This is a genomic window from Pseudomonas sp. GL93 (genome assembly GCF_003408955.1).
Taxonomy (GTDB): Bacteria; Pseudomonadota; Gammaproteobacteria; order Pseudomonadales; family Pseudomonadaceae; genus Aquipseudomonas; species Aquipseudomonas paracarnis.
The window spans coordinates 1-26,869 of the sequence record NZ_NKRF01000074.1 but is presented as its reverse complement, the minus strand read 5'-3'; the positions used below and the strand labels follow the sequence as shown (position 1 = coordinate 26,869).

Sequence of the window (26,869 nt, the reverse complement as noted above, 5' to 3'; positions counted from 1 at the left end):
TCATTTGAGAGTGTGGAGCAACTGGCATCAGGCTTAGAGGATTACATCACCTACTACAACCAAGACCGCATAAGCCTCAGACTGAATGGCTTGAGTCCGGTACAGTTTCGGACCCAGGCACTAAATCAATAGCGTCTCCTGTCCAACTTTTGGGGGGCAGTTCACGTCAGGGCGGAACCCTAAGCGGCCGTTACCGCAGGAATGGATATACACACAATCCAACGGTGTTGACTGCCAGGCCGCCTTCGCGAACAAGCCCGCCCCCACAGTTGGATCGCGGGGTGTCTGGTAGATAAGCGTTGCCGCCATCGCAGGCAAGCCAGCTCCCACAATAGATCGTGGGAGCGTCAGGTGGATAGGCGTCGGCTGTCAGGCCGCCACGGGAGCAAGCTCCCTCGCCACAGGTCCAGCGTCGTACCAAAATTGTGTAGATACCTGTGGCCAACGCGAGCACATCTGCATTCTGTGCACTGCACATCAAAAGCCTTGATAAAAGCGCGCAGCCGCTCAGCTATACTCCCCTCCATTTGAATGGCCCTGCGAGGAATTACTGTGAAGAACTGGACCCTGCGCCAAAGGATTTTGGCGAGCTTTGCGGTAATTATCGCGATCATGCTGCTGATGGTCGTGGTCTCGTATTCGCGCCTGTTGAAAATCGAAATCAGCGAAAACTCGGTCCGAGACGATGCAGTGCCCGGGGTGTTTTTCAGCTCGATGATTCGCAGCGCCTGGGTCGACAGCTACCTGCAAACCCAGGAGTTGGTTGGGATCCACGAGAACCAGGGCATTTCCGAAGCCGACAAACAGGACTACAAGTCTTTTGAGGCTCGGCTTGAGCAACATATGGCCAGCTACGCCGGGACGATCAATATCACCCAGGATCGCACCGAATTCGATGCCTTCGAAAAACTGCACCAGAACTACAACCAGATTCTCGCCCAGGTCTTGGCGGCCCATCAGAGCAATAACGCCGCCGAAGCGTTGAGGTTGTTCAACGAGCAACTGACTCCCGCCTGGACAGCAGGCCGCATGAAGCTCAATGACATTATCAATGAGAACAAGCAGGTCGCCGACAACGCCACCGCCGCCATCGATGATGCGGTAGCGGCCGCGAAGATCAGCATGGGCGTCTCGCTGTTGCTGGCAATTCTGGCCGCCGCGCTGTGTGGCCTGTTGCTGATGCGCGCGATCATGGCGCCGATGCAGCGTATCGTTCAAATCCTCGAAGTCATGCGCACCGGCGACCTGAGCAAGCGCCTGAATCTGGAGCGCAAGGACGAATTCAACGCGGTTGAAACCGGCTTCAACGACATGATGACCGAGCTGACTGCCCTGGTGTCCCAGGCGCAGCGTTCATCGGTGCAGGTCACTACCTCGGTCACCGAGATTGCCGCGACCTCCAAGCAGCAACAGGCGACCGCGACAGAAACCGCGGCCACGACCACCGAAATCGGCGCCACTTCCCGCGAAATTGCCGCCACGTCCAAGGACTTGGTCCGCACCATGACCGAAGTCTCCACCGCCGCCGACCAAGCCTCGGTGGCTGCAGGTTCCGGCCAGCAGGGCCTGGCCCGCATGGAAGAAACCATGCACTCGGTGATGGGCGCCGCCGACCTGGTCAACGCCAAATTGGCGATCCTCAATGAGAAGGCCGGCAACATCAACCAGGTGGTAGTGACCATCGTCAAGGTGGCCGACCAGACCAACCTGTTGTCGCTCAATGCGGCCATCGAGGCTGAGAAAGCCGGTGAATACGGGCGCGGCTTTGCCGTGGTTGCCACCGAAGTGCGCCGCCTGGCCGACCAGACCGCCGTGGCGACCTACGACATTGAACAGATGGTGCGTGAGATCCAGTCGGCGGTGTCGGCGGGGGTGATGGGCATGGACAAGTTCTCCGAGGAGGTGCGCCGCGGCATGTCGGAGGTGCAGCAAGTGGGCGAGCAACTGTCGCAGATCATCCATCAGGTACAGGCCCTGGCGCCGCGGGTGTTGATGGTCAACGAAGGCATGCAGGCCCAGGCCACTGGCGCCGAGCAGATCAACCATGCGCTGGTGCAATTGGGCGATGCCAGCAGCCAGACCGTCGAATCCCTGCGCCAGGCCAGCTTTGCCATTGATGAACTGAGCCAGGTTGCGGTCGGTCTGCGCAGCGGCGTCTCGCGTTTCAAAGTCTGATGAGCGAGCTTGCGGCTAAACGCGGTGCCGTCCCGGCAGCGAAAAAGGCGTTGTTCCTGGTGTTTCGCATCGGCAACGAACGCTTTGCCCTCAAGGCCACGGAAGTGGCCGAGGTGCTGCCGCGCCTGGCGCTTAAACCTATCGCCCAAGCGCCCTTATGGGTGGCGGGTATCTTCTCCCATCGTGGGGTGCTGGTGCCGGTCATCGACTTGAGCGCCCTGACGTTCGGCACTTCGGCCCAGGCGCGTACCAGTACGCGCCTGGTGTTGGTCAATTATCAGCCGCAGCCTTGGAGTGAGGCGCGTTGGCTGGGGCTGATCCTGGAGCAGGCCACCGACACCCTGCGTTGCGACCCCGCCGAGTTCCAGCCCTATGGCTTGGACAACCAACAGGCGCCATACCTGGGGCCGGTGCGCGAGGATGCCCAGGGCTTGATGCAATGGATTGGCGTTGCGGATCTGTTGACCGCGCCAGTGCGCGCCTTGCTGTTTTCCGCCGAGTTGAGCCTATGAGCAATGACCCCCGGTTTTTCGCGTTCTTGAAAGAACGCATCGGCCTGGACGTCGCTTCGGTGGGCGAGGCGATCATCGAACGCGCGGTGCGCCAGCGCTGCCAGTCGTCCCAGTCGCCGTCGGCGGAGGCTTACTGGCAACACCTGCAAACCTCCCATGACGAGCAGCAGGCGCTGATCGAAGCGGTGATCGTCCCCGAGACCTGGTTTTTCCGCTATCCCGAATCCTTTGCAACCCTGGCCCGCCTGGCCCAGGCACGCTTGGCCGAGATCAACCAGATGCGCGCCTTGCGTATTCTCAGCCTGCCGTGTTCGACCGGTGAAGAGCCCTATTCGATTGCCATGGCCCTGCTCGACGCGGGGTTGGCGCCCCACCAGTTCAAAGTGCAAGGCATGGACGTCAGCCCGCTGTCGGTGGAGCGCGCGCGGCGGGGTGTGTACGGCAAGAACTCGTTTCGCGGCGCCGACCTTGAGTTTCGTGACCGCCACTTCACTGAAGACGCAGGCGGCTACCGCATCGCCGACCGGGTGCGCGAACAAGTGCGCCTGCAAGTCGGCAACTTGCTGGACCCGGCACTGTTGGCGAACGAGCCAACCTACGATTTTGTGTTCTGCCGCAACTTGCTGATCTACTTCGACCAGCCGACCCAGAAACAAGTCTTTGATGTGCTCAAGGCATTGACTCACGTGGACGGCGTGCTGTTTATCGGCCCGGCCGAGGGCAGCCTGCTGGGGCGTCACGGCATGCGCTCAATTGGTGTGCCGCAGTCCTTCGCCTTCAGTCGGCATGTAGAACCGCCCCCGCCAGTAGCACCGGTTATCACGCCGGCGCCCGCACCCATACTGCAGCGCAGGGCGGCGCCGATACCGCTCAAGCCGCGACCGTTCAGCACGGTCAGCCCCCACGTACCACCGGTCAAGGCTACGCATACCGATGCCGGGGATTTGCTTAGCCAGATCGCAACCCTGGCCAACGAGGGCAAAAGTGCCGAGGCCCGAGCGGCCTGCGAGCGGTATTTGAGCAGTCACCCGCCGGCCGCCCAGGTGTTTTACTGGTTGGGGCTGCTCAGCGATGTGGCTGGCAGTGCCCTGGAGGCCCAGGGGTATTACCGAAAAGCCCTGTATTTGGAACCGCAGCATCCCCAGGCCCTGATGCACCTGGCCGCGTTGCTCGAGTCCCAGGGTGACAGTGCCGGCGCGCGTCGTCTTCAGGCACGCGCCGCCCGTAGCGAGCGAGCTGACAGTGAGTCCAAACGATGAGTAGCCCTGACGCGCTCGACACCGCAGGCCTGGACCTGACGCTGACCGATACCCAAGCCATTGACGACTGTTGGAACCGCATCGGTATTCATGGCGACAAGTCCTGCCCGTTATTGGCCGAGCATATCCACTGCCGCAATTGCTCGGTGTATTCCGCCGCCGCCACGCGCCTGCTTGACCGCTACGCCCTGCAACAGGACGACCATCACGCGCAGGCAACTGCCGAAGCGGATAACGAGGTGGTTACCCGTTCGCTGTTGATGTTCCGCCTCGGCGAAGAATGGCTTGGTATCGCCACCCGCTGCCTGGTGGAAGTGGCGCCGTTGCAGCCGATCCACTCGCTGCCGCACCAGCGCTCCCGGGCGCTGCTGGGCGTGGCCAACGTACGCGGGGCGCTGGTGGCGTGCCTGTCACTGGTGGAACTGTTGGGCCTGGACAGCACCAGTACCGGCGCCAGCGGCGGGCGGATCATGCCGCGCATGCTGATCATCGCTGCCCAGGACGGCCCGGTCGTCGTACCGGTAGATGAAGTAGACGGCATCCACGCCATCGATGAGCGCACCTTGAAGGCCGCATCGGTGTCCGGCACCCAGGCTAGCGCACGCTACACCCAAGGCGTGTTGCAGTGGAAAGGCCGCAGCCTGCGCTGGCTGGACGAAGCGCAATTGTTGTCCGCCGTGACCCGGAGCCTCGCATGACCCCCGACCAGATGCGCGATGCCTCGCTGTTGGAACTGTTCAGCCTGGAAGCCGATGCGCAGACCCAGGTGTTGAGCGCGGGCCTGCTGGCGCTGGAGCGCGACCCGACCCAGGCCGACCAGCTCGAAGCCTGCATGCGCGCCGCGCATTCACTTAAAGGGGCGGCGCGGATTGTCGGCGTGGATGCCGGGGTCAGCGTGGCCCATGTCATGGAAGATTGCCTGGTTAGCGCCCAGGAAGGCCGCCTGTACCTGCAACCTGAACATATCGACGCGTTGCTGCAAGGTACTGACCTGCTGATGCGTATCGCCACCCCGGGCAATGATGTGGGGCCGGCGGATATCGAGGCCTATGTTGCGCTGATGGAGCGCTTGCTCGATCCCTCCCAGCCGATTGCCACGCCCGTGCCAAAAACCGAGCCCACCCCCGCGCCGCGGGTTGACGCATTGCTGCTGGAGCCCGAGCTGGAGCCCGCGCCACCGCTCAGCAGTGAAGCGCCGCGCCAGAACAAACGCATGACTGAAGGTGGCGAGCGTGTGCTGCGGGTGACGGCCGAGCGCTTGAACAGCCTGTTGGACTTGTCCAGCAAGTCCCTGGTGGAAACCCAGCGGCTCAAGCCGTACCTGGCCAGTCTGCAGCGCCTCAAGCGCATTCAGAGCAACAGCTTGCGCGCGCTGGATGCCCTGGATGGCCAGCTCAAATCGCTGGATCTGAACCTGGAAGCCCAGGAAGCCCTGGCCGATACCCGTCGCCTGCTGAGTGAAGCGCAGGCCCTGCTGGCGGAAAAAAACGCCGAGTTGGATGAGTTCGGCTGGCAGGCCGGCCAGCGCGCCCAGGTGCTCTATGACACCGCATTGGCCTGCCGCATGCGGCCGTTTGCCGATGTACTGGCCGGGCAGGTGCGCATGGTGCGTGACCTTGGTCGCAGCCTGGGCAAGCAAGTGCGCCTGGAGATTGAGGGCGAAAAGACCCAGGTCGACCGTGACGTGCTGGAAAAACTCGAAGCGCCGCTCACCCATTTATTGCGCAATGCCGTCGACCACGGCATCGAAACCCCTGAGCAACGCGTGCTGGCGGGCAAACCGGCGGAGGGCTTGATTCGCCTGCGTGCGTCCCATCAAGCCGGGTTGCTGGTGCTGGAGTTGAGCGATGACGGCAACGGTGTCGACCTGGAGCGCCTGCGTGGCACTATTGTCGACCGGAATTTGTCGCCCGTGGAAACGGCTCTGCGCCTGAGCGAAGAGGAGCTACTGACCTTCCTGTTCCTGCCGGGGTTCAGCCTGCGTGACAAAGTCACCGAAGTGTCCGGGCGTGGTGTGGGCCTGGACGCGGTGCAGCATATGGTTCGCCAGCTGCGCGGCGCGGTGGTGCTGGAACAGACGGCGGGGCAGGGCAGTCGCTTCCATCTTGAGGTGCCGTTGACCCTGTCGGTGGTGCGCAGCCTGGTGGTGGAAGTCGGCGAAGAAGCCTATGCCTTTCCCCTGGCGCATATCGAACGCATGTGCGACCTGGCGCCCGACGACATCGTGCAATTGGAAGGTCGCCAGCACTTCTGGCATGAGGGCCGACATGTCGGCCTGGTTGCCGCCAGCCAGTTGCTGCAGCGCCCGCCGGGGCAGACCCCGTCAGATACCTTGAAAGTGGTGGTGATCCGCGAGCGCGATGCGGTGTACGGGATTGCCGTGGAGCGCTTTATCGGCGAGCGCACCCTGGTGGTGTTGCCGTTGGATGATCGCTTGGGCAAGGTCCAGGACATTTCTGCCGGGGCCTTGCTCGATGACGGTTCGGTGGTGTTGATCGTCGATGTCGAAGACATGCTGCGTTCGGTGGATAAATTGCTCAACACCGGCCGCCTGGAGCGCATCGCCCGGCGCAGCCAGCAGGCCACCGAAGCGCCGCGCAAGCGCGTGCTGGTGGTGGACGACTCACTGACGGTGCGCGAGCTGCAACGCAAATTGTTACTCAACCGTGGTTATGAAGTCGCCGTGGCGGTCGATGGCATGGATGGCTGGAACGCATTGCGCTCCGAGGACTTCGACCTGCTTATCACGGATATTGATATGCCTCGCATGGACGGTATTGAATTGGTCACACTTTTGCGCCGTGACAGTCGCCTGCAATCATTGCCGGTGATGGTGGTTTCCTACAAGGATCGTGAAGAAGACCGCCGCCGTGGCCTCGACGCCGGGGCCGACTATTATCTAGCCAAAGCCAGTTTCCATGACGACGCCTTGCTCGACGCCGTGGTTGAACTGATTGGAGGCGCCCGGGCATGAGGATTGCGATCGTCAATGACATGCCTCTGGCGGTGGAAGCCTTGCGCCGAGCCTTGAGTTACGAGCCCGCCCACGAGGTGGTGTGGGTGGCCAGCAATGGCCTGGAAGCGGTGCAGCGTTGCGCCGAGCTGACCCCGGACCTGATCCTGATGGACTTGATCATGCCGGTGATGGACGGTGTGGAGGCTACCCGGCAGATCATGGCCGACACGCCATGCCCGATCGTGATCGTCACCGTCGACCGCCAGGCTAACGTCAGCCGTGTATTCGAAGCCATGGGCCACGGCGCCCTGGATGTGGTGGACACCCCGGCACTGGGCGTGGGCAACCCCAAGGATGCGGCGGCGCCCCTGTTGCGCAAGATCCTCAATATTGGCTGGCTGATCGGCCAGCGCGGCACGCGGGTGCGTGCCGAAACCCCGCCGCAGCGGGTCACCGGCAAGCGTCAACGGCTGGTGGCGATTGGTTCTTCCGCCGGTGGGCCGGCGGCCCTGGAAGTTCTGCTCAAGGGTTTGCCCCGGGATTTTCCGGCCGCCATCGTGCTGGTGCAGCATGTGGACCAGGTGTTTGCCGCCGGCATGGCCGAGTGGTTGAGCAGCGCTTCCGGCCTGCCGGTGCGCCTGGCCTGTGAAGGCGAGCCGCCTCACCCCGGCGTGGTATTGCTGGCCGGCACCAACCACCATATTCGCTTGTTGAAAAATGGCACGCTAGCCTATACCGCAGAGCCGGTGAACGAGATTTACCGGCCGTCGATCGACGTGTTTTTCGAAAGCGTCGCCAGCCACTGGAACGGTGACGCCGTCGGCGTCTTGCTCACCGGCATGGGTCGCGACGGCGCCCAGGGCCTCAAGCTGATGCGGGAACAAGGATATTTGACCATCGCCCAGGACCAACAGAGTTCGGCGGTGTATGGCATGCCCAAAGCGGCGGCGGCGATTGATGCTGCTGTTGAAATTCGCCCACTGGATAGAATTGCGCCCCGATTGCTGGAGGTCTTTGCAAAATGAACAAAAATCTCCCGCCGTGCTGGCTTGCAGGTAGTAATTCAGGTGACTGCACATGAATGATTTACAGCTCGACGACTTCAAGACCGACGAAAACGCCGCCATGGTGTTGCTGGTCGACGACCAGGCCATGATCGGTGAAGCCGTGCGGCGTGGCCTGGCCCATGAAGAAAACATCGACTTCCACTTTTGCGCCGACCCGCACCAGGCAATTGCCCAGGCGATCCGCATCAAGCCCACGGTGATCCTGCAAGACCTGGTGATGCCGGGCCTGGACGGCCTGACCCTGGTGCGCGAATACCGCAATCACCCGGCCACCGCGAATATCCCGATCATCGTGCTGTCCACCAAGGAAGACCCGCTGATCAAGAGCGCGGCCTTTGCGGCCGGGGCCAACGATTACTTGGTCAAGCTGCCGGACAACATCGAGTTGGTGGCGCGCATCCGCTACCACTCGCGCTCCTACATGACCCTGTTGCAACGCGACGCGGCCTACCGCGCGTTGCGGGTCAGCCAGCAACAGTTGCTGGACACCAACCTGGTGCTGCAACGCCTGATGAACTCCGATGGCCTGACCGGGCTGTCCAACCGCCGCCACTTCGACGAATACCTGGAGCTGGAATGGCGCCGCGCCATGCGCGACCAGACCCAACTGTCGTTGCTGATGATCGATGTGGACTTCTTCAAGACCTTCAACGACAGCTTCGGCCACGTCGAGGGCGACGAAGCCCTGCGCAAAGTCGCTAACACCATCCGTGAAGCCAGCAGCCGCCCTTCGGATTTGCCGGCGCGCTACGGTGGCGAAGAGTTCGCACTGGTCCTGCCCAACACCTCGCCGGGCGGCGCACGCCTGGTGGCAGAAAAACTGCGCATGGCGGTGGCGGCGTTGAAAATCCCGCACATCGCCCCGGCTGAAGGTGCCAGCCTGACCATCAGTATTGGGCTGTCGACGTTGACACCGGTCCAGGGTACCGATTGCCGACAGTTGATCATGGCGGCGGACAAGGGCTTGTACACGGCCAAGCATAATGGGCGTAATCAGGTGGGCATCGAGTAATCCCAAGCGTCGCGCACCTCATGTGGGAACTGGCTTGCCTGCGATAGCGGCGCATCTGTCACAGAAGTACCGACTGATACACTGATATCGCAGGCAAGCCAGCTCCCACATTTGATCGCTATCTGGCTATGGATCCTGTACAAACCCCCGCCTTTTCGGCCAAGCGGACTGCCGTTCGCAGCCGTTTGCCGTTATACTCGCCGGCTTTCAAAAGTTCGCCAACGAGTGCTGCCCGCCATGGAAATCAACCCGATCCTTAACACCATCAAGGACCTGTCCGAGCGCTCCGAAACTATTCGGGGGTATCTTTGACTACGATCAAAAGCATGAGCGTCTGACTGAGGTCAATCGCGAGCTTGAAGATCCGAGTGTCTGGAACAAACCTGAATACGCCCAGGAACTGGGGCGCGAGCGCGCTGCGCTGGCACAGATCGTCGATACCCTCGACGAACTGAACACCGGCCTGGGTGATTGCCGCGACCTGCTGGACATGGCCGTCGAAGAAAACGACGAAGGCGCAGTGGGCGATGTCGTCGCCGAGCTGGCCCGTCTCGAGGAAAACCTCGCCAAGCTTGAATTCCGCCGCATGTTCAGCCATGAAATGGACCCGAACAACGCCTACCTGGATATCCAGGCCGGTTCCGGCGGCACCGAGGCCCAGGACTGGGCCAACATCCTGCTGCGCATGTACCTGCGCTGGGCTGACAAACGCGGTTTCGACGCGACCATCATGGAACTGTCCGCCGGTGAAGTGGCCGGTATCAAGGGCGCGACCGTGCACATCAAGGGCGAATATGCCTTTGGCTGGCTGCGCACCGAGATCGGCGTGCACCGCCTGGTGCGCAAGAGCCCGTTCGACTCCGGCAACCGTCGCCACACGTCGTTCTCCGCTGTGTTCGTCTCGCCAGAGATTGATGACAAGGTGGAAATCGAGATCAACCCGGCCGACCTGCGGATCGACACCTACCGTTCCTCCGGTGCCGGTGGTCAGCACGTAAACACCACCGACTCGGCCGTACGTATTACCCACGTACCGACCAACACTGTGGTCAGCTGCCAGAACGAACGTTCCCAGCACGCCAACAAGGACACCGCCATGAAAATGCTGCGGGCCAAGTTGTACGAGCAGGAAATGCAGAAGCGCAACGCCGCTTCCCAGGCGCTGGAAGACACCAAGTCGGATATCGGCTGGGGCCACCAGATCCGTTCGTACGTGCTCGATGCCTCGCGGATCAAGGATCTGCGCACTAACATCGAACGCAGCGACTGCGACAAGGTACTCGACGGCGATATCGACGAATACCTGGAAGCCAGCCTGAAATCCGGCCTCTAACACCCTCTGTGGGAGCGGGCTTGCCCGCGATCCCCCGCCGAAGGCTGGGGGCAACGAACCTGATGGAATATTTAAAGACATGAGCGACCAACAACTCGACCCGCAAGCCCTGCAACAGGAAGAAAACTCCCTGATCGCCCTGCGCAAGGAAAAGCTTGCTGCCGAGCGCGCCAAGGGTAACGCCTTCCCCAACGACTTCCGCCGCGACAACTACTGCGATGCCTTGCAGAAGCAATACGCGGACAAGACCAAGGAAGAACTGGCAGAGGCTGCGATCCCGGTCAAGGTGGCAGGTCGCATCATGCTCAACCGTGGCTCGTTCATGGTGATCCAGGACATGACCGGTCGCATTCAGGTCTACGTCAACCGCAAGACCCTGTCCGAAGAAACCCTGGCCTCGGTGAAAACCTGGGACATGGGCGACATCATCGCCGCTGAAGGCACCCTGGCCCGTTCCGGCAAGGGCGACCTGTACGTCGAGATGACCAATGTGCGCCTGCTGACCAAGTCCCTGCGCCCGCTGCCAGACAAGCACCACGGCCTGACCGACACCGAGCAGCGCTATCGCCAGCGCTACGTTGACCTGATCGTCAACGAAGACGTGCGCCAGACCTTCCGCGTACGCTCGCAAGTCATTGCTCACATCCGCAGCTTCCTGATGCAGCGTGACTTCCTGGAAGTGGAAACCCCGATGCTGCAGACCATCCCGGGTGGTGCCGCAGCCAAACCGTTCGAAACCCACCACAACGCGCTGGACATGGAAATGTTCCTGCGTATCGCGCCGGAGCTGTACCTCAAGCGCTTGGTCGTGGGCGGCTTTGAAAAGGTGTTCGAGATCAACCGCAACTTCCGTAACGAAGGCGTCTCGACCCGTCACAACCCTGAATTCACCATGTTGGAGTTCTACCAGGCCTACGCCGACTACGAAGACAACATGGACCTGACCGAAGAACTGTTCCGCGAGCTGGCACAGCTGGTGCTGGGCAGCACTGACGTGCCGTACGGCGACAAGGTGTTCCACTTCGGCGAGCCATTCGTGCGCCTGTCGGTGTTCGACTCGATCCTCAAGTACAACCCCGAGCTGACCGCTGACGACCTCAACGACATCGACAAGGCCCGTGCCATTGCCAAGAAAGCCGGCGCCAAGGTGCTGGGCTTCGAAGGCCTGGGCAAGCTGCAGGTGATGATTTTCGAAGAACTGGTGGAGCACAAGCTGGAACAGCCGCACTTCATTACCCAGTACCCGTTCGAAGTGTCGCCGCTGGCCCGTCGCAACGACGACAACCCGAACGTCACCGACCGTTTTGAGCTGTTCATCGGTGGCCGCGAAATCGCCAACGCCTATTCCGAGCTTAACGACGCGGAAGACCAGGCCGAGCGTTTCATGGCCCAGGTGGCCGACAAGGACGCCGGTGATGACGAAGCCATGCACTACGATGCCGACTTCGTTCGGGCCCTGGAGTACGGCATGCCGCCGACTGCCGGTGAAGGCATCGGCATCGACCGTCTGGTGATGTTGTTGACCAACTCGCCGTCGATCCGCGACGTGATCCTGTTCCCGCACATGCGGCCACAAGCGTAACCGTAGCGAAATCCGAAGCCGCCTTTTATAAGGCGGCTTTTTTATGTGGCCTGTTCAAGTGGTGCTCGTCAGTGATCGTTCCCACGCTCCGCGTGGGAATGCACCCTGTGACGCTCCGCGTCACCTCTAAAGGAAGAAGTGTGGTGAACCGCGTAATAGCTCAAGAAGGTGCCGCCGGCATTGCTGCTGCCGTGGCTGAAAGCGTTCAGTACCAGGGCCGCAAGGCCAGCCGACGGGGCAGCGAGCAACGCCGGCAAGACATTCTCGATGCGGCCATGCGTATCGTCGTGCGCGATGGCGTGCGGGCCGTACGTCACCGGGCAGTGGCGGCGGAGGCGGGGGTGCCGCTGTCGGCCACCACCTATTACTTCAAAGACATCGACGACCTGCTCACCGACACCTTCGCCCAATACGTGGAGCGCAGCGCTGCTTTCATGGGCAAGCTGTGGGTGCGCAACGAAGGCCTGTTGCGCGAGATGGTCGCCTATGGCGATGGCAGCCCGGAGTCGCGCTCGCAACTGGCCGATGATATCGCGCGCCTGACCGCTGACTACGTGCTGCGCCAACTGACCAACCGCCGCGAATACCTGATGGCTGAGCAGGCTTTTCGCCAGGAAGCCCTGCTCAACCCGCGCCTGGCCGAACTGGTACGCTCCCATCAACAGATCCTGTTACAGGGCACCGGGCAGTTTTTCCAGGTATTGGGCTCCCGTGAGCCGCAGCAGGATGCCAAGGTGTTGACGGCTATCATCAGTCGGATGGAATATCAGGGCCTGTTGGGCGGCGCAGAGCCTCTGACCGGTGACGAGATGCTTGAAATCCTCAAGCGTTACATGCACCTGGTATTGGCCTCGGTCTAGCCCTGTGCGCAATCTGCTTTGGGTGGGAGCAGGCAAGCCAGCTCCGACCACTGATGGGCCTGCTGCTCAGATGTGAAGCCGTGCGCTACCTGCGCGTGGGCCAATAACGTTTAAAGAGGAAGCACCGGGTGGACGATTACCAGCAGACGATACGCACCTTGTCCGATCGCATTGTGCTGGCGCAAACACCGATCCGCGTCCTTGATGCGGTGAAATGGGACGAGAACATTCGCCAGGGATTTCTCAAGGCCAAGGGCAAGGCGATGCCTGCCGTAGACCGTGATTACTACCTGAACAGACCGCTGTCGTTCGACTCCAGCGCGGTGAAGCTGGAATTCCAGAACATCGAGCGCGACATCACCCGTCGCCTTGGGCAATTCAGTCCGGTGGGGCAGATCATGCGGCGTATGTGCCGCGAATATCGCATGGTGGTGCGCATGCTGGAAGCGCGCGGCACCGAGGACTTCGGTCTGATTTCCCAAGAGCTTTACGGCGCCGCCTCCGATGCGTTCCACGCTGGCGACCCGACCCTGGCCGACCTTGGTCTGATGCTCTCCGACTACCTGAACAACATTGATGGCCGGGGTGACCTCAAGGACGAAGCCAAGACCCTCACCGCCAAAGATGCGGTCAGCCTGCTGCAAACCCGTCTGAACAAAGTGTTTGGCGAAGCGGAGGAGACCATCCGGGTGTTCGAGTCCGATGGCATCGTCGCCGACGCAGCGGCGGGCGCTGACTACATCAAGATCCGCGCCGACGCGATGTTCAACGACCGCGACGTGCGCGCTTTGGAAGTGCATGAGGGCCTGGTGCATGTGGGCACCACCCTCAACGGCCAGAACCAGCCGATCTGCACGTTCCTGTCCAAGGGCCCGCCGTCGTCCACCGTTACCCAGGAAGGCCTGGCGATCCTGATGGAGATCATCACGTTTGCCTCCTACCCCAGCCGCCTGCGCAAACTCACCAACCGGACCCGCGCCATCCATATGGTGGAAGAGGGCGCCGACTTCCTGCAGGTGTTTGAATTCTTCCGCGAGCAAGGCTTTGAAATGGCCGAAAGCTATGGCAATGCCAGTCGGGTATTCCGTGGTTCGGTACCGACCGGCCTGCCATTTACCAAGGATTTGTCCTATCTCAAGGGCTTTATCATGGTCTACAACTACATTCAGCTCGCCGTACGCAAAGGCAAGCTGGAACAGGTGCCGCTGCTGTTTTGCGGCAAGACCACCCTTGAAGACATGCGCACCCTGCGCCAATTGGTCGACGAAGGCCTGGTGGTGCCGCCCAAGTACCTGCCGGAGCAGTTTCGCGACATGAACGCGCTGGCGGCCTGGATGTGCTTCTCCAACTTCCTCAACCACTTGAGCCTGGACCGGATCGAGGCGGATTATTCCAATATTCTGTAACCGACGAAACCGAATCAAAAAATGTGGGAGCTGGCTTGCCTGCGATAGCGGTGAGTCAGCCAGTACTCATTCAACTGATAGACCGATATTGCAGGCAAGCCAGCTCCCACATTTGATCTGCACGGGTCTTCAGAACTTTCGCGAGGCTTCAACGGATGAGAATCCTCGGCATTTTATGCCTGCTACTCACATTGAACGGCTGCAGCTCCTTACTGTTCTACCCCGAGCCCGGCCTGCCCTTCACTCCGGAAAAAGCCCACCTGCAATACCGCGACGTCACGCTCAGCACCGCAGATGGTGTGAAACTGCACGCCTGGTGGCTGCCGGCCAAACCCGGTGTACCACTCAAGGGCACCGTCCTGCATTTGCACGGTAATGGCGGTAACCTCGCCTGGCACCTGGGGGGCAGTTGGTGGTTGCCGGAACAGGGCTATCAAGTGCTGCTGCTGGACTATCGTGGCTATGGGCTGTCGGAAGGCAAGCCATCGTTGCCGGCGATCTACCAGGATATCGACGCCGCTTTCAGCTGGATCGACAAGGCGCCTGAAACTCAGGGTCAGCCGCTGATTATCCTCGGCCAAAGCCTGGGTGGTGCACTGGCGGTGCATTACCTGGCAGCCCACCCGGAGCGTCAATCCCAACTCAAGGCGCTGGTATTGGACGGCGTACCCGCCAGTTATCGTGACGTAGGACAATTCGCCTTGAGCACTTCCTGGTTAACCTGGCCGTTGCAGGTGCCGCTGTCATGGCTGGTGCCTGACGGCGATAGTGCGATCAATGTCATGCCTTCGCTGACCGGCGTGCCCAAGCTGCTGTTCCACAGCCTGGATGACCCTATCGTGCCGGTGGCCAATGGCATCCGCCTGTATCAGGCCGCGCCCCCGCCCAGGGTGTTGCAACTGACCCGTGGCGGCCATGTGCAGACCTTTGCCGACAAAACCTGGCAAACCGTCATGCTGCGTTACCTGGACGACCCGCAGCACTTCAACGGGTTGCGCCGCCTGGGCGAAATCCCGAATTACCCTGTTCCTAAAGTTGATTCATCAGAGAGCCCGCAATGAGCGAAGAACGCAACATGATCCCGCTGATCCTCACCGGCATCGGCACCATCATCGGCACCGTAGGCTGCCTGTGGTACTACGGCTACCTGCACTTCGCCAAGCCCGAAGATGCGTTGCTACTCAGCGACTTCACCATGCTCAAGACAGTGCCGGGCGAGGATTACAAGATCTCCCTGACCCCGGCTGCGCAAGTGGCGCAGTGCGTCGACGGCGTACTGGTGATGTTCGATACCGAGCAGAAAGGCTTGAGCGGCGTGCTGGTGAACAATAAGAAGCAGGCCGTGCGTTGCATGGGCCAGGAAACCCCGCAGCTGCAACAGTGAGCCCGGCTCTTTGCGTGGTATGAAAAGAACCGTTGGGTGTACCGGTTAGTCGCTCAGGGCCACCCCGAACCTCTATAGGCTGGAACCATCTTCAACCGCGTGCCACAGATGATGGACTGATTGGTTTGGCTGATCAGCCCACTTTATTTATCACTCTGGAGTACGAGTTTATGGATGGTATTGGCGCAGCACCTTCAGTTGGCGCGGGCAATTCGGGAGGCGCCCAGGGACCTTCGCAAGGTCTTGATCAGCAAATTCAGCAGCTCCAGGAGCAAATTCAAGCTAAACGCGGCGAAGGTTCCCAAGATTCCGGTTCCGGTTCCGGTGGTTCCGGTGGCTCTCAAGGGGCTGGAGGCGCTCAGGGTTCCCAAGGCGCTGGTGGGGATGAGAGTCTTGAAGAGTTGCTCAAGAAACTGGAGAAACTGATGGCAGAAAAAAATGCGGCCCAAGGGGCACAAGGCGGTGAAAGCGGCGCATCGGGCCAAGGCCAAATCCAGATGGGCGGCGGTGAGAGTCAAGGCTCGATCAACTACTGATCGGCAACCCTAGAAGAACCCGCCTTTTTGCGGCGGGTTTTTCATATCAGCGGCCTTACAGCCATCATCGCGGGATCTTGTACCCAATTATTTGGAACCCAATTGCGTCAGGTGCCACAAAAGGCAATGTAATTACGCGAAGTGGGGGCGGGAAGGCAGTGATAAGAGTTGATGCGATACGCAATATGCTGGCCATGGCCAGGGCGCATCAGGCGTTGGAGCGGGCGGATGCGCAAGAGCAGGCGCGTAATCAGTTGGCAGGTTGCTCATCTGATACCTCCCGTCATAACAAAAAGATAACGCCGCCGGATGAAGATACTGATCGCATGATCAAGTTTCCCTAGTCAAAAAAACCACCGTTTCTGGTGGTTTTTTTGTGGCAATCGCAGCACCTTCGGATACCTCAATGACTAAAGCTTGAATACGCTTTCATGAACGGCAACGAAAAAGCCCCGCCTGAAGGCGGGGCTTTTTACCAGACCAATGATCAGTTAGCGACGGAAGACCGTGGCTTGACCGGCTGGTTGTCGTTAGAGATTGTCACTTCAACGCGGCGGTTCATGGCGCGGCCGGAAACGCTGCCGTTATCGGCAACCGGATATTCCTTGCCATAACCCTGGGTCACGATGCGCGAGATATCCACGCCTTGTTGAGCCAGTGCACGTTGAACGGAAGCGGCACGGCGCTCCGACAGGCTCTGGTTGTACGAGTCAGAACCGGTGCTGTCGGTGTAGCCTTCGACGATCACTTTACGGTCTGGGTTATCGCGCAGGAACTGAGCCAGCTTGGTGATGTTCACCAGACCGCTGGATTTCAGGTCGGACTTGTTGGTGGCGAACAGCACGTCACCGAAAGTCACCAGGGTGCCACGATCGGTTTGCTTGGCGTTCAAGCTGTTTTGCAGTTGCTTGATCTGCGCATCACGCGCGTCCAGCAGGGCGCGAGCGCGTTCGTCACCGGCGTTTTTCAGCTTGGCTTCGGATTCGCGCAGGACGATGGTGTCCTTGGCCACTTCAACGCGCTGGTTGGTCAGGTACGCGAGTTGGTCGACTTTCTTCTCGTCTTCCTTGTCGCGGTAGGCCTTGTCAGCCTTGTCCAGCCAGTCGCTGGCGTCTTTGGTTTCCAGCGCAGCCAGCTTGGTGGCTTGCGGGTTGGTTTGCAGGGACGAGAAATTGGTCCGCGCATTTTCCAGGTTCGCGTTCGGCGGGGTGGAGCAGGCCGCCAAGGCAACGCTCATCGCCAGCAGGGCAGGGATCATCAATTGTTTACGCATAGTCGTGTCGTCCTTTCAATTCGATATCAGGTGCGATGCAGTCAAGTGGCAGCGGCTTACTTCTGCATGATTGCAGCTGGGCGCATGCCTTCTTTACGCAGTTCGTCAACAGCCTTCTGGGAATCCTTCACAGCCTGTTGAGCCTTGGCAGCCTGGGCTTTACGCTCAGCGACGCGGGCATCCCACTCGGCTTGTTCAGCCAATTGGCGAGCCTTGTCGTAGTTCTTGTCGTGCATGGCAATCTCAGCTTCTTTGAGCTTGTCCTGGGCCGACTTCATTTCCACCGCTGCGTACTCAGTGCCGCCGGCGCTGACTGCGCTGTTGACGGCCGATTGGGTCACGGCGTACTGCTCGGTTGGAGGGTTGCCGGCGCAGCCCGCCAGAACGAAGCTGGTGCCGATTGCCAGCGCGGCCAATTTGAGCCCGCGCAGGTGGTTAAACGAGGATTTGGCAGTGCTGGTGTTCATCGTCTTCAACTCCATTGGATAACTCCTGAAAAACATCAAAATCCATCGGGGCGTATCGATTTCGGGCCCGTCGGTAAAGCACATGGCGTCCGTTCAAACGACCGTTCCACAAGTGATGGCTACTGGCTGTGACCGGAGGCTTTTTTCAAAAGTTCAGCGGATATGGCGATTTGCCTAAAAAAATATCTGACTGACTGGTCAGTGTTTGAAAAATGGAACTTTCGCGGCGTGCGGCGGTACCTCCGGGCCTGTAAAAGGCCCGGAATACGGCGGTTTAATTGACGTCAATAAATGTTTATCAGTGCTTTTGTTCGTCAGCGACAGCCGACAAATCGTGCAAGTGGCGACGGGATAACGTGAGAAAACGTGGCGTGGGGCCGACGTCTTCATACAGCGGGTCACCCTCTTCGTCGGTGGCGATTACCTGCTGGCCCTGTATGTAGGGGAAGCTGGCTTCCAGCTCTTCCAGGGCGGCACCGATCAGTTCGCCAAGCAATTCTTCGACATGGCGCTTGGGGTACATCTCGGCAATGGCCGCCAGCCGGGCGGCGGCTTCTACATCCAGATGGATTGCGTATTCAGTCTTGGTTAAACGACCCTTGGCGGTTTCTTCCCAATGCTGGGCCAGTTCTCGAATTTTCATGGCTACCTCAATAAAACCTGCGATGGCAGGCGGTGATGAGTGACCAGCCGCCTGCGTGAATAACGCGGCGACTCCCCGTTGAGACTAGCTGTAAGCGCCAAGGTTTAAAGTCGTTTGCGTTCGGCCTTGTCAGAAACCGACGTCGGCGGCACTCTGAAGCACCTGCGCGTCCCGGATTTCTGGCTGGAGATTGGCTGATGAGTGATATCGATGCACGCTTGCGTGAGGATGTTCACCTGCTGGGTGAGCTGTTGGGCAACACCATTCGAGAGCAGTACGGCGAGGCTTTCCTCGATAAGATCGAGCAGATCCGCAAAGGCGCCAAGGCCGACCGTCGTGGAGCCATTTCGCAGAATGCCGCTGGTGATGAGCTGAGCGCCAGCCTCAATCAGTTGCAGGAGGAAGAGTTGCTGCCCGTGGCGCGGGCCTTCAACCAGTTCCTCAACCTGGCCAACATAGCCGAGCAATATCAGTTGATTCATCGGCGCGATGAATCGCAACCTGCGCCGTTCGAATCCCGGGTCTTGCCGCAATTGCTGGCCCGCCTGCAAAGCGAAGGGCACAGCAATGAATCCCTGGCCCGGCAGTTGGCGCGGCTGGACATCGAGCTGGTGCTCACCGCCCACCCCACCGAAGTGGCCCGCCGCACGCTGATCCAGAAATACGATGCCATTGCCGCGCAACTGGCCTTGCAGGATCACCGTGACCTCACCACCGCCGAGCGCGAGCAGATTCGCGAGCGCTTGCAACGCTTGATCGCCGAAGCCTGGCACACCGAAGAAATCCGGCGCGTGCGCCCCACGCCGGTGGATGAAGCCAAATGGGGCTTTGCGGTGATCGAGCATTCGCTGTGGCACGCCATTCCCAATTACCTGCGCAAGGCCGACCAGGCCCTGCACGCCGCCACCGGCCTGCGCCTGCCCCTGGAGGCTGCGCCGATTCGCTTTGCTTCGTGGATGGGCGGCGACCGTGATGGCAACCCGAATGTCACCGCGCCGGTCACCCGCGAAGTGCTGTTGCTGGCGCGTTGGATGGCGGCGGATTTGTATCTGCGCGACATTGATCAGCTGGCTTCCGAGCTGTCGATGCAACAGGCCAGCCCGGCGTTGCAAGCCAAGGTCGGCGACAGCGTCGAACCTTATCGTGCCTTGCTCAAGCAACTGCGTGAACGCCTGCGCGCCACGCGCCAGTGGGCCCACACCTCGTTGACCAGCACCACCCCTGCGCCGGCCGAGGTGTTACAGGACAACCGCGACCTGCTCGACCCGTTGCAGCTGTGCTACCAGTCGCTGCATGAATGCGGCATGGGCGTGATCGCTGATGGCCCGCTGCTCGACTGCCTGCGCCGTGCCGTGACGTTCGGCCTGTTCCTCGTGCGCCTGGATGTGCGTCAGGACTCCAGCCGTCACTCGGCGGCCATGACCGAAATCACCGATTACCTGGGCCTGGGGCGTTATGAGGACTGGGATGAGGATGCTCGTATCAGCTTCCTGACCCAGGAACTGACCAATAGGCGGCCATTGCTGCCGGGTTACTTCAGACCCTCGGCGGACACTGCCGAGGTATTGAATACCTGCAAGGAAATCGCCGCCGCACCGGCGGCGTCATTAGGGTCGTATGTCATCTCCATGGCGGGCGCCGCGTCGGATGTGCTGGCGGTGCAACTGCTGCTCAAAGAGTCGGGCGTACAACGGCCGATGCGCGTAGTGCCGTTGTTCGAGACCCTGGCCGACCTGGACAACGCCGGGCCGGTGATGGAGCGCCTGCTGCAACTGCCGGGTTACCGCGCGCGCTTGCAGGGCCCGCAGGAAGTGATGATTGGCTACTCGGACTCGGCCAAGGACGCGGGCACCACGGCCGCCGCCTGGGCGCGGTACCGCGCCCAGGAACGCCTGGTGGATATCTGCCGCGAGCAACAGGTGGAGCTGTTGTTGTTCCACGGTCGCGGCGGCACCGTTGGCCGTGGCGGTGGCCCGGCACACGCGGCCATCCTGTCGCAGCCGCCGGGCTCGGTGGCGGGGCGTTTCCGCACCACTGAGCAGGGCGAGATGATTCGCTTCAAGTTCGGTCTGCCGGATATCGCTGAGCAGAACCTCAATCTCTACCTGGCCGCTGTACTGGAAGCGACCCTGTTACCGCCGCCGCCTCCCGAGCCTGCCTGGCGTCATCTAATGGACGAATTGGCGGCAGATGGTGTCAGCGCTTACCGTGCCGTGGTGCGGGAAAATCCGCAGTTCGTCGAGTACTTCCGCCAGTCCACGCCGGAGCAAGAGCTGGGCCGTTTGCCCCTGGGCAGTCGCCCGGCCAAGCGTCGTGCGGGCGGGATTGAGAGCTTGCGCGCCATCCCATGGATCTTTGGCTGGACCCAGACGCGCCTGATGCTGCCCGCCTGGCTGGGCTGGGAAGCGGCACTGAGCAAGGCGCTGGAACGTGGTGAAGGTGAATTGCTGGGGCAGATGCGCGAGCAGTGGCCGTTCTTTCGCACGCGCATCGACATGCTGGAAATGGTCCTGGCCAAGGCCGATGCCGATATCGCCCGTCTTTATGATGAGCGCCTGGTGCAGCCGGACCTGCTGGCATTGGGTGCGCACTTACGCGACCTATTGTCGCAGGCGTGTGACGTGGTGCTTGGCCTGACCGGCCAGTCGCAGCTGCTGGCTCATAGCCCCGACACCCTGGAGTTCATCCGCCTGCGCAACACCTACCTCGACCCGTTGCACCTGTTGCAGGCCGAGTTGCTGGCGCGGTCTCGTCGACAAGAGGCGGCGCAAGACAGCCCTCTGGAACAGGCGCTGCTGGTGTCCGTGGCCGGTATTGCCGCCGGTTTGCGCAACACCGGTTGAGGTTTCTTGCGTGTTCTCAACGGCTTGCGGAACAACCACGACGACCGCCCTGAAAAGGGCAGTCGTTGTTTGAGGAGGCGGGTTGCGCTCAGGCTCACCCTGGCGCTGACGCATGTACGGCGCGGGTTTCTCCTACTTTTGGCGGCTTGTATGGTGAGGGCCCGCTGTGTATCTTGATCAGCCTTTGGCCGTTTGATCGGCCTAGAACCACATTTTTACGAGATTGGCCCCACGCGGCGAATCCGAGCGTCATCTCTATAAAAAATTGAGGAGCACATCGATGCGCGTCATTCTGCTGGGAGCTCCCGGGGCCGGTAAAGGTACTCAGGCAAAGTTCATCACTGAAAAATTCGGCATTCCACAAATCTCCACCGGCGACATGCTGCGTGCGGCCGTCAAGGCTGGCACCGAGCTGGGCCTGATCGCCAAGAGCGTGATGGACAGCGGCGGCCTGGTCTCCGATGACCTGATCATCAACCTGGTCAAGGAACGCATCAGCCAGGAAGACTGCAAGAACGGTTTCCTGTTCGACGGCTTCCCACGCACCATTCCCCAGGCTGAAGCCTTGGTGAAGGCGGGCGTGGAGTTGGACGCCGTGGTCGAAATCGCGGTTGAAGACGAAGAGATCGTCCAGCGTATCGCTGGCCGTCGTGTTCACGAAGGCTCGGGCCGGGTGTACCACGTCGTCTACAATCCGCCGAAAGTGGAAGGCAAGGACGATGTCACCGGCGAAGACCTGGTGCAGCGTAAAGACGACACCGAAGAAACCGTGCGTCATCGCCTGTCGGTCTACCATTCCCAGACCAAGCCTCTGGTGGACTTCTACCAGAGGTTGTCCGCAGCCCAGGGCAAGCCGAAATACAGCCACATCCCAGGTGTGGGCTCGGTAGAGGCCATCACCGCCAAGGTGCTGCAAGCACTGAGCTGATCCCTTGATCGGCGGCACAGACAACGGCCCGCTTGCGGGCCGTTGTTGTTTATACTGGCGCACTTTTTTCCCATTTGGACACCCACACCGATGAGCACCCTGCTGGCCCTGGACACCGCGACTGAAGCTTGCTCCGTTGCCTTGCTGCACGATGGCAAGGTTACGAGCCACTACGAGGTGATCCCGCGCCTGCACGCGCAGAAATTGTTGCCGATGATCAAGCAATTGCTTGAGGACGCCGGCACCACCCTGGCGTCGGTGGATGCCATCGCGTTCGGCCGTGGGCCCGGTGCATTCACTGGCGTGCGCATTGCCATTGGCGTAGTGCAGGGCCTGGCCTTTGCCCTGGAGCGCCCGGTGTTGCCGGTGTCCAACCTGGCGGTACTGGCCCAGCGCGCGTTGCGTGAGCACGGGGCGTCGCAAGTGGCCGCGGCAATTGATGCGCGCATGGATGAGGTTTACTGGGGTTGCTACCGTGAGACCGCAGGCGAAATGCGCCTGGTCGGTGCGGAAGCGGTGCTGGCCCCCGAAGCGGCGCAGTTGCCCGGTGACGCCAGCGGCGATTGGTTCGGTGCCGGCACGGGCTGGGGTTATGGCGAACGTATCAAGGTGACCTGTGCCGAGCAGGACGCGGCGATGTTGCCCCACGCCGAAGACCTGCTGGCGTTGGCGCGTTTCGCATTTGAGCGCGGCGAGGCGATTGCGGCGGACCAGGCAGCACCGGTGTACCTGCGCGATAAAGTCGCGCAGACCAAGGCCGAACGCGGGATTATTTGACGCCAAAAATGTGGGCGTTCGGCGGCAAACTTCGCCAATCGTCAGAATTTGCCTGGGTTTTTAAACCTTTTACAAATTATGTGTTCTAGTTATCACCAGAGCATTTGCGCGCCATGGAAAGTGCCGCTAAATTGCCATCATTGATACCGAGTCTGCATGTATGCGTATAGACGGTTTTTCCTCACAGTCCTACCCCCTCAAGCGTAAGCCGCGCAAGGCGAGCGTGACGGTAGACGAGTCCGTCGAGGATTCACCGGACTTCATCGAAGTACACACGGATGCGCCTTCCAAAGCTCAAGGCGCCTCGAGCGCACGCATCAGCGGCGTTCCTGCCCGTCAGCAAGACATGGTCTTTCCCCGTTCCATGAGCAAAAGCGTTGCCACCGCCTTGGCCAGCTACCTGACCACTGCCGGCTTTGTCGAATGGGATATGGAAGTGCTGGGTCTCGATATCCATATCTGATGCGTTTGCCTTATTACATCGGCTGCCCGTCCTGGAGTGAAAACGCCTGGCGCGAGTATCTGTATCCCGTTGAGGCGCGTTCCAGCGACTACCTCGGGCTCTATTCACAGGTCTTCAACGCCGTTGAGGGCAATACCACTTTTTACGCTCGCCCCTCGGCCGCCACTGTGCAGCGCTGGGCCGAAATCATGCCTGATGATTTTCGCTTCACCGCCAAATTCCCCGGCGATATCAGCCATGCTGGCGATTTGCGTGAACAGTTGCCGGCGGCAGAAAGTTTTGTCGGCTTGATGAGCCCTTTGGGTGAGCGCGTTTCACCGCTGTGGCTGCAGCTCTCGAAGGGCTTTACGCCGCCACGCCTGGCGGAGCTGGCTGGATTTCTCAATGGCATTGATCGGCCGCTGGCTGTGGAGGTGCGTCATGAACAGTTCTTCGCCAAGGGTGACGCTGAGCGCAGGCTCAACCGCCTGTTGCGCGATCGCGGTGTCGAGCGCATCTGCCTCGATCCACGTGCCCTGTTCAGTTGTACTTCCACATCGGAAGCGGTGCTGCATGCCCAGTCCAAAAAGCCCCGGGTGCCACCGCGCCCAGCGGCACTGACGCAGTTTCCCCAGGTGCGCTTTATCGGGCATCCGGACCTTGAGGCCAATGACCCGTTCCTGATTCCCTGGGTGGAAAAGATCGCCAGTTGGATCGAAGAAGGCCGCACGCCCTATATGTTCCTGCACACGTCGGACAACAGTCTCGCGGCACAGCTGGCGCTACGTTTCCACGCCAAGCTGATGGTGCGTCTGCCAGGGCTACCGCCGCTGCCTGCCTTGCATCGAGAACCCGTGGCGGAGCAGCTCGGGCTACTTTGAGGGTTGAGCCGTGGGTGTGGTCAAGACATTGAGTGTGTTGCTTGTGCTGGTGGGTGCCTTTGCGCTGGCTGTCTGGCGGGGTTGGGTGCCGATGCCGCCTGAATGGAATCCCTGGGCGCCCTTGGATGTGCGAGCGAGCCCCAACCTGTTGACGCGCTACAAGCTCAGTCGTTTGCAGGATGATCCAGCGCTGTGTGACCAGGTATTAAACACCTCCGGTCTGCGCGTGAGCCGCCAGGCCGATACATCGGCTGATGCGGCGTGCCCCTTGCGCAATGTCCTGCGTGTGCAGGGCGCTGACGTGGCCTTGAGCAGCAGCTTTCTCGCCAGTTGCCCGCTGGCGGTGGCGTTCGCGTTGTTCGAGCGCCACAGCCTGCAGCCGGCGGCCCAGGCCGTGTTCGGCCAGGCGGTGAGTCGGGTCGAGCATTTGGGCAGTTTTGCCTGCCGTAATATCTACAATCGCGCCGACGGTCGACTCAGCCAGCACGCCTCGGCCAATGCGCTGGATATCGCCGGTTTTCGCCTGGCGGATGGGCGCAGCATCAGCGTGCTCAAGGATTGGCCGGGGCAGGGCGACAGTGCGCGTTTCCTGCGCTTGGTACGCGATGGCGCCTGTGATGATTTCAACGTGGTGTTGAGCCCGGACTACAACGCTGCTCATCGCAACCATTTCCATCTGGACATGGGGCGTTGGTGGGTGTGTCGCTAGGGTTCAGGCGGCCAGGCGCAGGTTGTGGGTCACCAGCGGGCGCGCCCAGTAGTAATCGAAATCCAGGGCTTTTTGTTGCGCCAGCAACTCTTCTTCGGGGTACGGCGTGGCGGCCGGTGGCAGCAGGTCCAGCTCGAATTCGGCAATCGGCAGGTGCAGCGGGCGTGGTTGTGCCGCCGGGCCCGGCGCGGGTAGCGGTTGGCCGGCGTTCAGCACAATGGGGCGCACCCACTCGCTCTCAAACGCTTGCTGGCGTTGCTGGGCGATGACTTCTTCTTCCGGGAACGGCGTCGCGGCCGGTGGCAGCAGCTCGGTTTCGAACTCGGCAATCGGCAGGAACAGCGGCGCAGGTGGCACGATCTCGGTGTCTTTCACATCGCACTCCCGCTGGGTGAGGATCTGCGCCAGCAGGGCGGCGCCTTCGCGGGGTTCAACCGCCGGGTCTGCCGGGGCAGGTGCCTTGGCGGCGAGCGCGTCCGGCGTTTCACCGAGCTGCTCGGCCAACGCACGGGCGAAGAAGTCCTGCCACACATGACTCACCCCGGCCAACGCTTGGGTATTGCGCAGGCCGTAATGGTTGTGGGTCGGCAGTACACCGATGGAAAGGGGGAGAATGTCTGACATTTTTCTCGGTCGACGCTCAGCTCTGGCAAAATACCTGACTGTGATTTTTATCGGCCGTTGTTTGCCGATCCTTAATATTTTTGAGCGTGGCGAGTGATGAACGAACAACCAGCGGCCAGCCGCATCCAGGTCCAAGCCTTGGCTGACAGCTTCCAGGCCCGCGCTGAACAATGGGCTTCGCTGTTGGGGTTGCCTCTGCAGGTGGCCGATGCGGATTTTTCCCTGCAAGTGGGGGAGCACGGTTTGCAATTGCAACAGCTTGGGCCTGATGCGCCAGGGCCGGTGCGGGTCGACTTTGTCGAAGGCGGCGCGGCGCATCGGCGGTTGTATGGCGGCGGCAGCGGGCAGATGATCGCCAAGGCGGTAGGCATCGCCCAGGGCGTGCGCCCGCGGGTGCTGGACGCCACGGCGGGCTTGGGCAAGGACGCGTTCGTGCTGGCCAGCCTCGGGTGTGAGATGAGCCTGATCGAGCGCCAGCCGTTGATCGGCGCCTTGCTCGAAGATGGCCTGGCCCGCGCTGCCGAGGATTTTGACGTGGCGCCGATTGTGGCGCGCATGAAGCTGCTCAAAGGCAACTCCATCGACGTGATGCTCAATTGGCAGGGTGAGCCGCCTCAGGTGATCTACCTGGACCCGATGTTTCCGCACCGTGAGAAAACTGCCCTGGTGAAGAAGGAAATGCGCCTGTTCCGCCCGTTAGTGGGCGACGACCCGGATGCCCCGGCGCTGCTCGCGGCGGCTCTGGCGCTGGCCAGCCATCGTGTAGTGGTCAAGCGGCCGCGCAAGGCACCCTGCATTGAGGGGCCGAAGCCGAGCCATGCGCTGGATGGCAAGTCCAGCCGCTATGACATTTATCCCAAGAAAGCGCTCAAGCCATAAGCTGCAAACAGCAGCACTTATCTCGCTGAGGCGGCGAGATCAAACTGTGGGGGCTGGCTTGCCTGCGATGACGGCCTTACAGCCGACGCCTATCTGCCTGACACCCCACGTTCCAAATGTGGGAGCTGGCTTGCCTGCGATAGCGGCCTGACAGCCGACGCCTATCTGCCTGACACCCCACAATCCAACTGTGGGAGCGGGCTTGCCTGCGATAGCGGCCTGACAGCCGACGCCTATCTGCCTGACACCCCACGTTCCAAATGTGGGAGCGGGCTTGCTCGCGAAGGCGGCTTGGCAGTCAACACAGTTGGATTGTGTACA

Annotated in this window: 26 protein-coding genes; 22 read left to right on the top strand and 4 right to left on the bottom strand. The window is 61.0% G+C overall.

Annotated elements, in window-relative coordinates:
• The 15 genes from CER19_RS13685 to CER19_RS13610 all read left to right on the top strand — a co-directional run.
• The coding region (locus CER19_RS13685) for an IS3 family transposase (RefSeq protein WP_133298300.1) at positions 1-132 on the top strand (132 nt) is incomplete at its 5' end.
• Positions 133-552: 420 nt separating this feature from the next.
• Positions 553-2,175 (top strand): methyl-accepting chemotaxis protein, encoded by a 1,623-nt coding sequence (locus CER19_RS13675; RefSeq protein WP_116666789.1) that lies wholly within the window; start codon positions 553-555, stop codon positions 2,173-2,175.
• Positions 2,175-2,687 carry a chemotaxis protein CheW gene (locus tag CER19_RS13670; protein WP_116666788.1) on the top strand — a complete coding sequence of 171 codons (513 nt, stop codon included), beginning with the start codon at positions 2,175-2,177 and terminating at the stop codon, positions 2,685-2,687. The genes CER19_RS13675 and CER19_RS13670 overlap by 1 nt, the downstream gene beginning before the upstream one ends.
• Positions 2,684-3,946: a protein-glutamate O-methyltransferase CheR gene (locus tag CER19_RS13665; protein ID WP_116666787.1), complete on the top strand. Its 1,263-nt coding sequence runs from the start codon at positions 2,684-2,686 to the stop codon at positions 3,944-3,946. The genes CER19_RS13670 and CER19_RS13665 overlap by 4 nt, the downstream gene beginning before the upstream one ends.
• The gene (locus CER19_RS13660; protein WP_003189074.1) at positions 3,943-4,644 is read left to right on the top strand and encodes a chemotaxis protein CheW; all 702 of its coding nucleotides are present in this window, start codon (positions 3,943-3,945) and stop codon (positions 4,642-4,644) included. Before CER19_RS13665 ends, CER19_RS13660 begins: the two co-directional genes overlap by 4 nt.
• Complete coding sequence (locus CER19_RS13655) at positions 4,641-6,920, top strand: hybrid sensor histidine kinase/response regulator (protein ID WP_116666786.1); 2,280 nt, start codon at positions 4,641-4,643, stop codon at positions 6,918-6,920. Before CER19_RS13660 ends, CER19_RS13655 begins: the two co-directional genes overlap by 4 nt.
• Positions 6,917-7,927 carry a chemotaxis response regulator protein-glutamate methylesterase gene (locus CER19_RS13650; protein WP_116666785.1) on the top strand — a complete coding sequence of 337 codons (1,011 nt, stop codon included), beginning with the start codon at positions 6,917-6,919 and terminating at the stop codon, positions 7,925-7,927. The genes CER19_RS13655 and CER19_RS13650 overlap by 4 nt, the downstream gene beginning before the upstream one ends.
• A 52-nt stretch (positions 7,928-7,979) precedes the next feature.
• The gene (locus CER19_RS13645) at positions 7,980-8,981 is read left to right on the top strand and encodes a PleD family two-component system response regulator (protein ID WP_116666784.1); all 1,002 of its coding nucleotides are present in this window, start codon (positions 7,980-7,982) and stop codon (positions 8,979-8,981) included.
• Positions 8,982-9,218: 237 nt separating this feature from the next.
• Positions 9,219-10,314 (top strand): peptide chain release factor 2 gene (gene prfB / locus CER19_RS13640; RefSeq protein ID WP_096001736.1). Its coding sequence is split into 2 segments (ribosomal slippage): positions 9,219-9,290 and positions 9,292-10,314, totalling 1,095 coding nucleotides; the frame shifts between segments, so codons are not numbered across the junction.
• Between the two features lie 79 nt (positions 10,315-10,393).
• Positions 10,394-11,896, top strand: a complete 1,503-nt coding sequence (lysS, locus tag CER19_RS13635; protein WP_003189082.1) for a lysine--tRNA ligase — start codon at positions 10,394-10,396, stop codon at positions 11,894-11,896.
• Between the two features lie 143 nt (positions 11,897-12,039).
• On the top strand, positions 12,040-12,756 hold the full coding sequence (locus CER19_RS13630) for a TetR/AcrR family transcriptional regulator (RefSeq protein ID WP_014717200.1): 717 nt from the start codon (positions 12,040-12,042) through the stop codon (positions 12,754-12,756).
• A 128-nt stretch (positions 12,757-12,884) separates the two neighbouring features.
• The gene (locus tag CER19_RS13625) at positions 12,885-14,162 is read left to right on the top strand and encodes a flavohemoglobin expression-modulating QEGLA motif protein (RefSeq protein ID WP_014717201.1); all 1,278 of its coding nucleotides are present in this window, start codon (positions 12,885-12,887) and stop codon (positions 14,160-14,162) included.
• Positions 14,163-14,317: 155 nt separating this feature from the next.
• On the top strand, positions 14,318-15,223 hold the full coding sequence (locus CER19_RS13620; RefSeq protein WP_116666783.1) for an alpha/beta hydrolase: 906 nt from the start codon (positions 14,318-14,320) through the stop codon (positions 15,221-15,223).
• Positions 15,220-15,546: a hypothetical protein gene (locus CER19_RS13615; RefSeq protein WP_003172217.1), complete on the top strand. Its 327-nt coding sequence runs from the start codon at positions 15,220-15,222 to the stop codon at positions 15,544-15,546. Before CER19_RS13620 ends, CER19_RS13615 begins: the two co-directional genes overlap by 4 nt.
• Positions 15,547-15,671: 125 nt before the next feature.
• The gene (locus tag CER19_RS13610; RefSeq protein WP_178088109.1) at positions 15,672-16,082 is read left to right on the top strand and encodes a hypothetical protein; all 411 of its coding nucleotides are present in this window, start codon (positions 15,672-15,674) and stop codon (positions 16,080-16,082) included.
• Between the two features lie 487 nt (positions 16,083-16,569).
• Here CER19_RS13610 and CER19_RS13600 read toward each other — a convergent pair whose 3' ends face one another.
• From CER19_RS13600 to CER19_RS13590, 3 genes are all read right to left on the bottom strand, one after another.
• Complete coding sequence (locus CER19_RS13600) at positions 16,570-17,355, bottom strand: OmpA family protein (RefSeq protein WP_003189093.1); 786 nt, start codon at positions 17,353-17,355, stop codon at positions 16,570-16,572.
• 56 nt (positions 17,356-17,411) lie between these two features.
• Positions 17,412-17,837 (bottom strand): DUF4398 domain-containing protein, encoded by a 426-nt coding sequence (locus tag CER19_RS13595; RefSeq protein ID WP_003189094.1) that lies wholly within the window; start codon positions 17,835-17,837, stop codon positions 17,412-17,414.
• A 283-nt stretch (positions 17,838-18,120) separates the two neighbouring features.
• Positions 18,121-18,465 (bottom strand): hypothetical protein, encoded by a 345-nt coding sequence (locus CER19_RS13590; protein WP_014717206.1) that lies wholly within the window; start codon positions 18,463-18,465, stop codon positions 18,121-18,123.
• Positions 18,466-18,662: 197 nt separating this feature from the next.
• Here CER19_RS13590 and ppc point away from each other — a divergent pair, with 197 nt between their 5' ends.
• The 6 genes from ppc to CER19_RS13560 all read left to right on the top strand — a co-directional run bounded on the left by ppc (position 18,663) and on the right by CER19_RS13560 (position 25,045).
• Positions 18,663-21,308 carry a phosphoenolpyruvate carboxylase gene (ppc, locus tag CER19_RS13585; protein ID WP_116666780.1) on the top strand — a complete coding sequence of 882 codons (2,646 nt, stop codon included), beginning with the start codon at positions 18,663-18,665 and terminating at the stop codon, positions 21,306-21,308.
• 280 nt (positions 21,309-21,588) lie between these two features.
• Positions 21,589-22,236 (top strand): adenylate kinase, encoded by a 648-nt coding sequence (gene adk / locus CER19_RS13580; RefSeq protein ID WP_116666779.1) that lies wholly within the window; start codon positions 21,589-21,591, stop codon positions 22,234-22,236.
• A 90-nt stretch (positions 22,237-22,326) separates the two neighbouring features.
• A complete protein-coding gene (tsaB, locus tag CER19_RS13575; protein WP_116666778.1) occupies positions 22,327-23,013 on the top strand; it encodes a tRNA (adenosine(37)-N6)-threonylcarbamoyltransferase complex dimerization subunit type 1 TsaB in 687 nt (228 codons plus the stop codon).
• Positions 23,014-23,173: 160 nt separating this feature from the next.
• The gene (locus CER19_RS13570; protein WP_116666777.1) at positions 23,174-23,476 is read left to right on the top strand and encodes a hypothetical protein; all 303 of its coding nucleotides are present in this window, start codon (positions 23,174-23,176) and stop codon (positions 23,474-23,476) included.
• The gene (locus CER19_RS13565) at positions 23,476-24,336 is read left to right on the top strand and encodes a DUF72 domain-containing protein (RefSeq protein ID WP_116666776.1); all 861 of its coding nucleotides are present in this window, start codon (positions 23,476-23,478) and stop codon (positions 24,334-24,336) included. The genes CER19_RS13570 and CER19_RS13565 overlap by 1 nt, the downstream gene beginning before the upstream one ends.
• Before the next feature lie 10 nt (positions 24,337-24,346).
• The gene (locus CER19_RS13560; RefSeq protein ID WP_116666775.1) at positions 24,347-25,045 is read left to right on the top strand and encodes an extensin family protein; all 699 of its coding nucleotides are present in this window, start codon (positions 24,347-24,349) and stop codon (positions 25,043-25,045) included.
• Positions 25,046-25,048: 3 nt separating this feature from the next.
• Here CER19_RS13560 and CER19_RS13555 read toward each other — a convergent pair whose 3' ends face one another.
• Positions 25,049-25,669 (bottom strand): energy transducer TonB, encoded by a 621-nt coding sequence (locus tag CER19_RS13555; RefSeq protein WP_116666774.1) that lies wholly within the window; start codon positions 25,667-25,669, stop codon positions 25,049-25,051.
• Positions 25,670-25,765: 96 nt separating this feature from the next.
• Between CER19_RS13555 and CER19_RS13550 the strand changes: the two genes are divergently transcribed.
• Positions 25,766-26,548: a class I SAM-dependent methyltransferase gene (locus CER19_RS13550; protein ID WP_014717213.1), complete on the top strand. Its 783-nt coding sequence runs from the start codon at positions 25,766-25,768 to the stop codon at positions 26,546-26,548.
• Positions 26,549-26,869 lie beyond the last annotated feature (321 nt).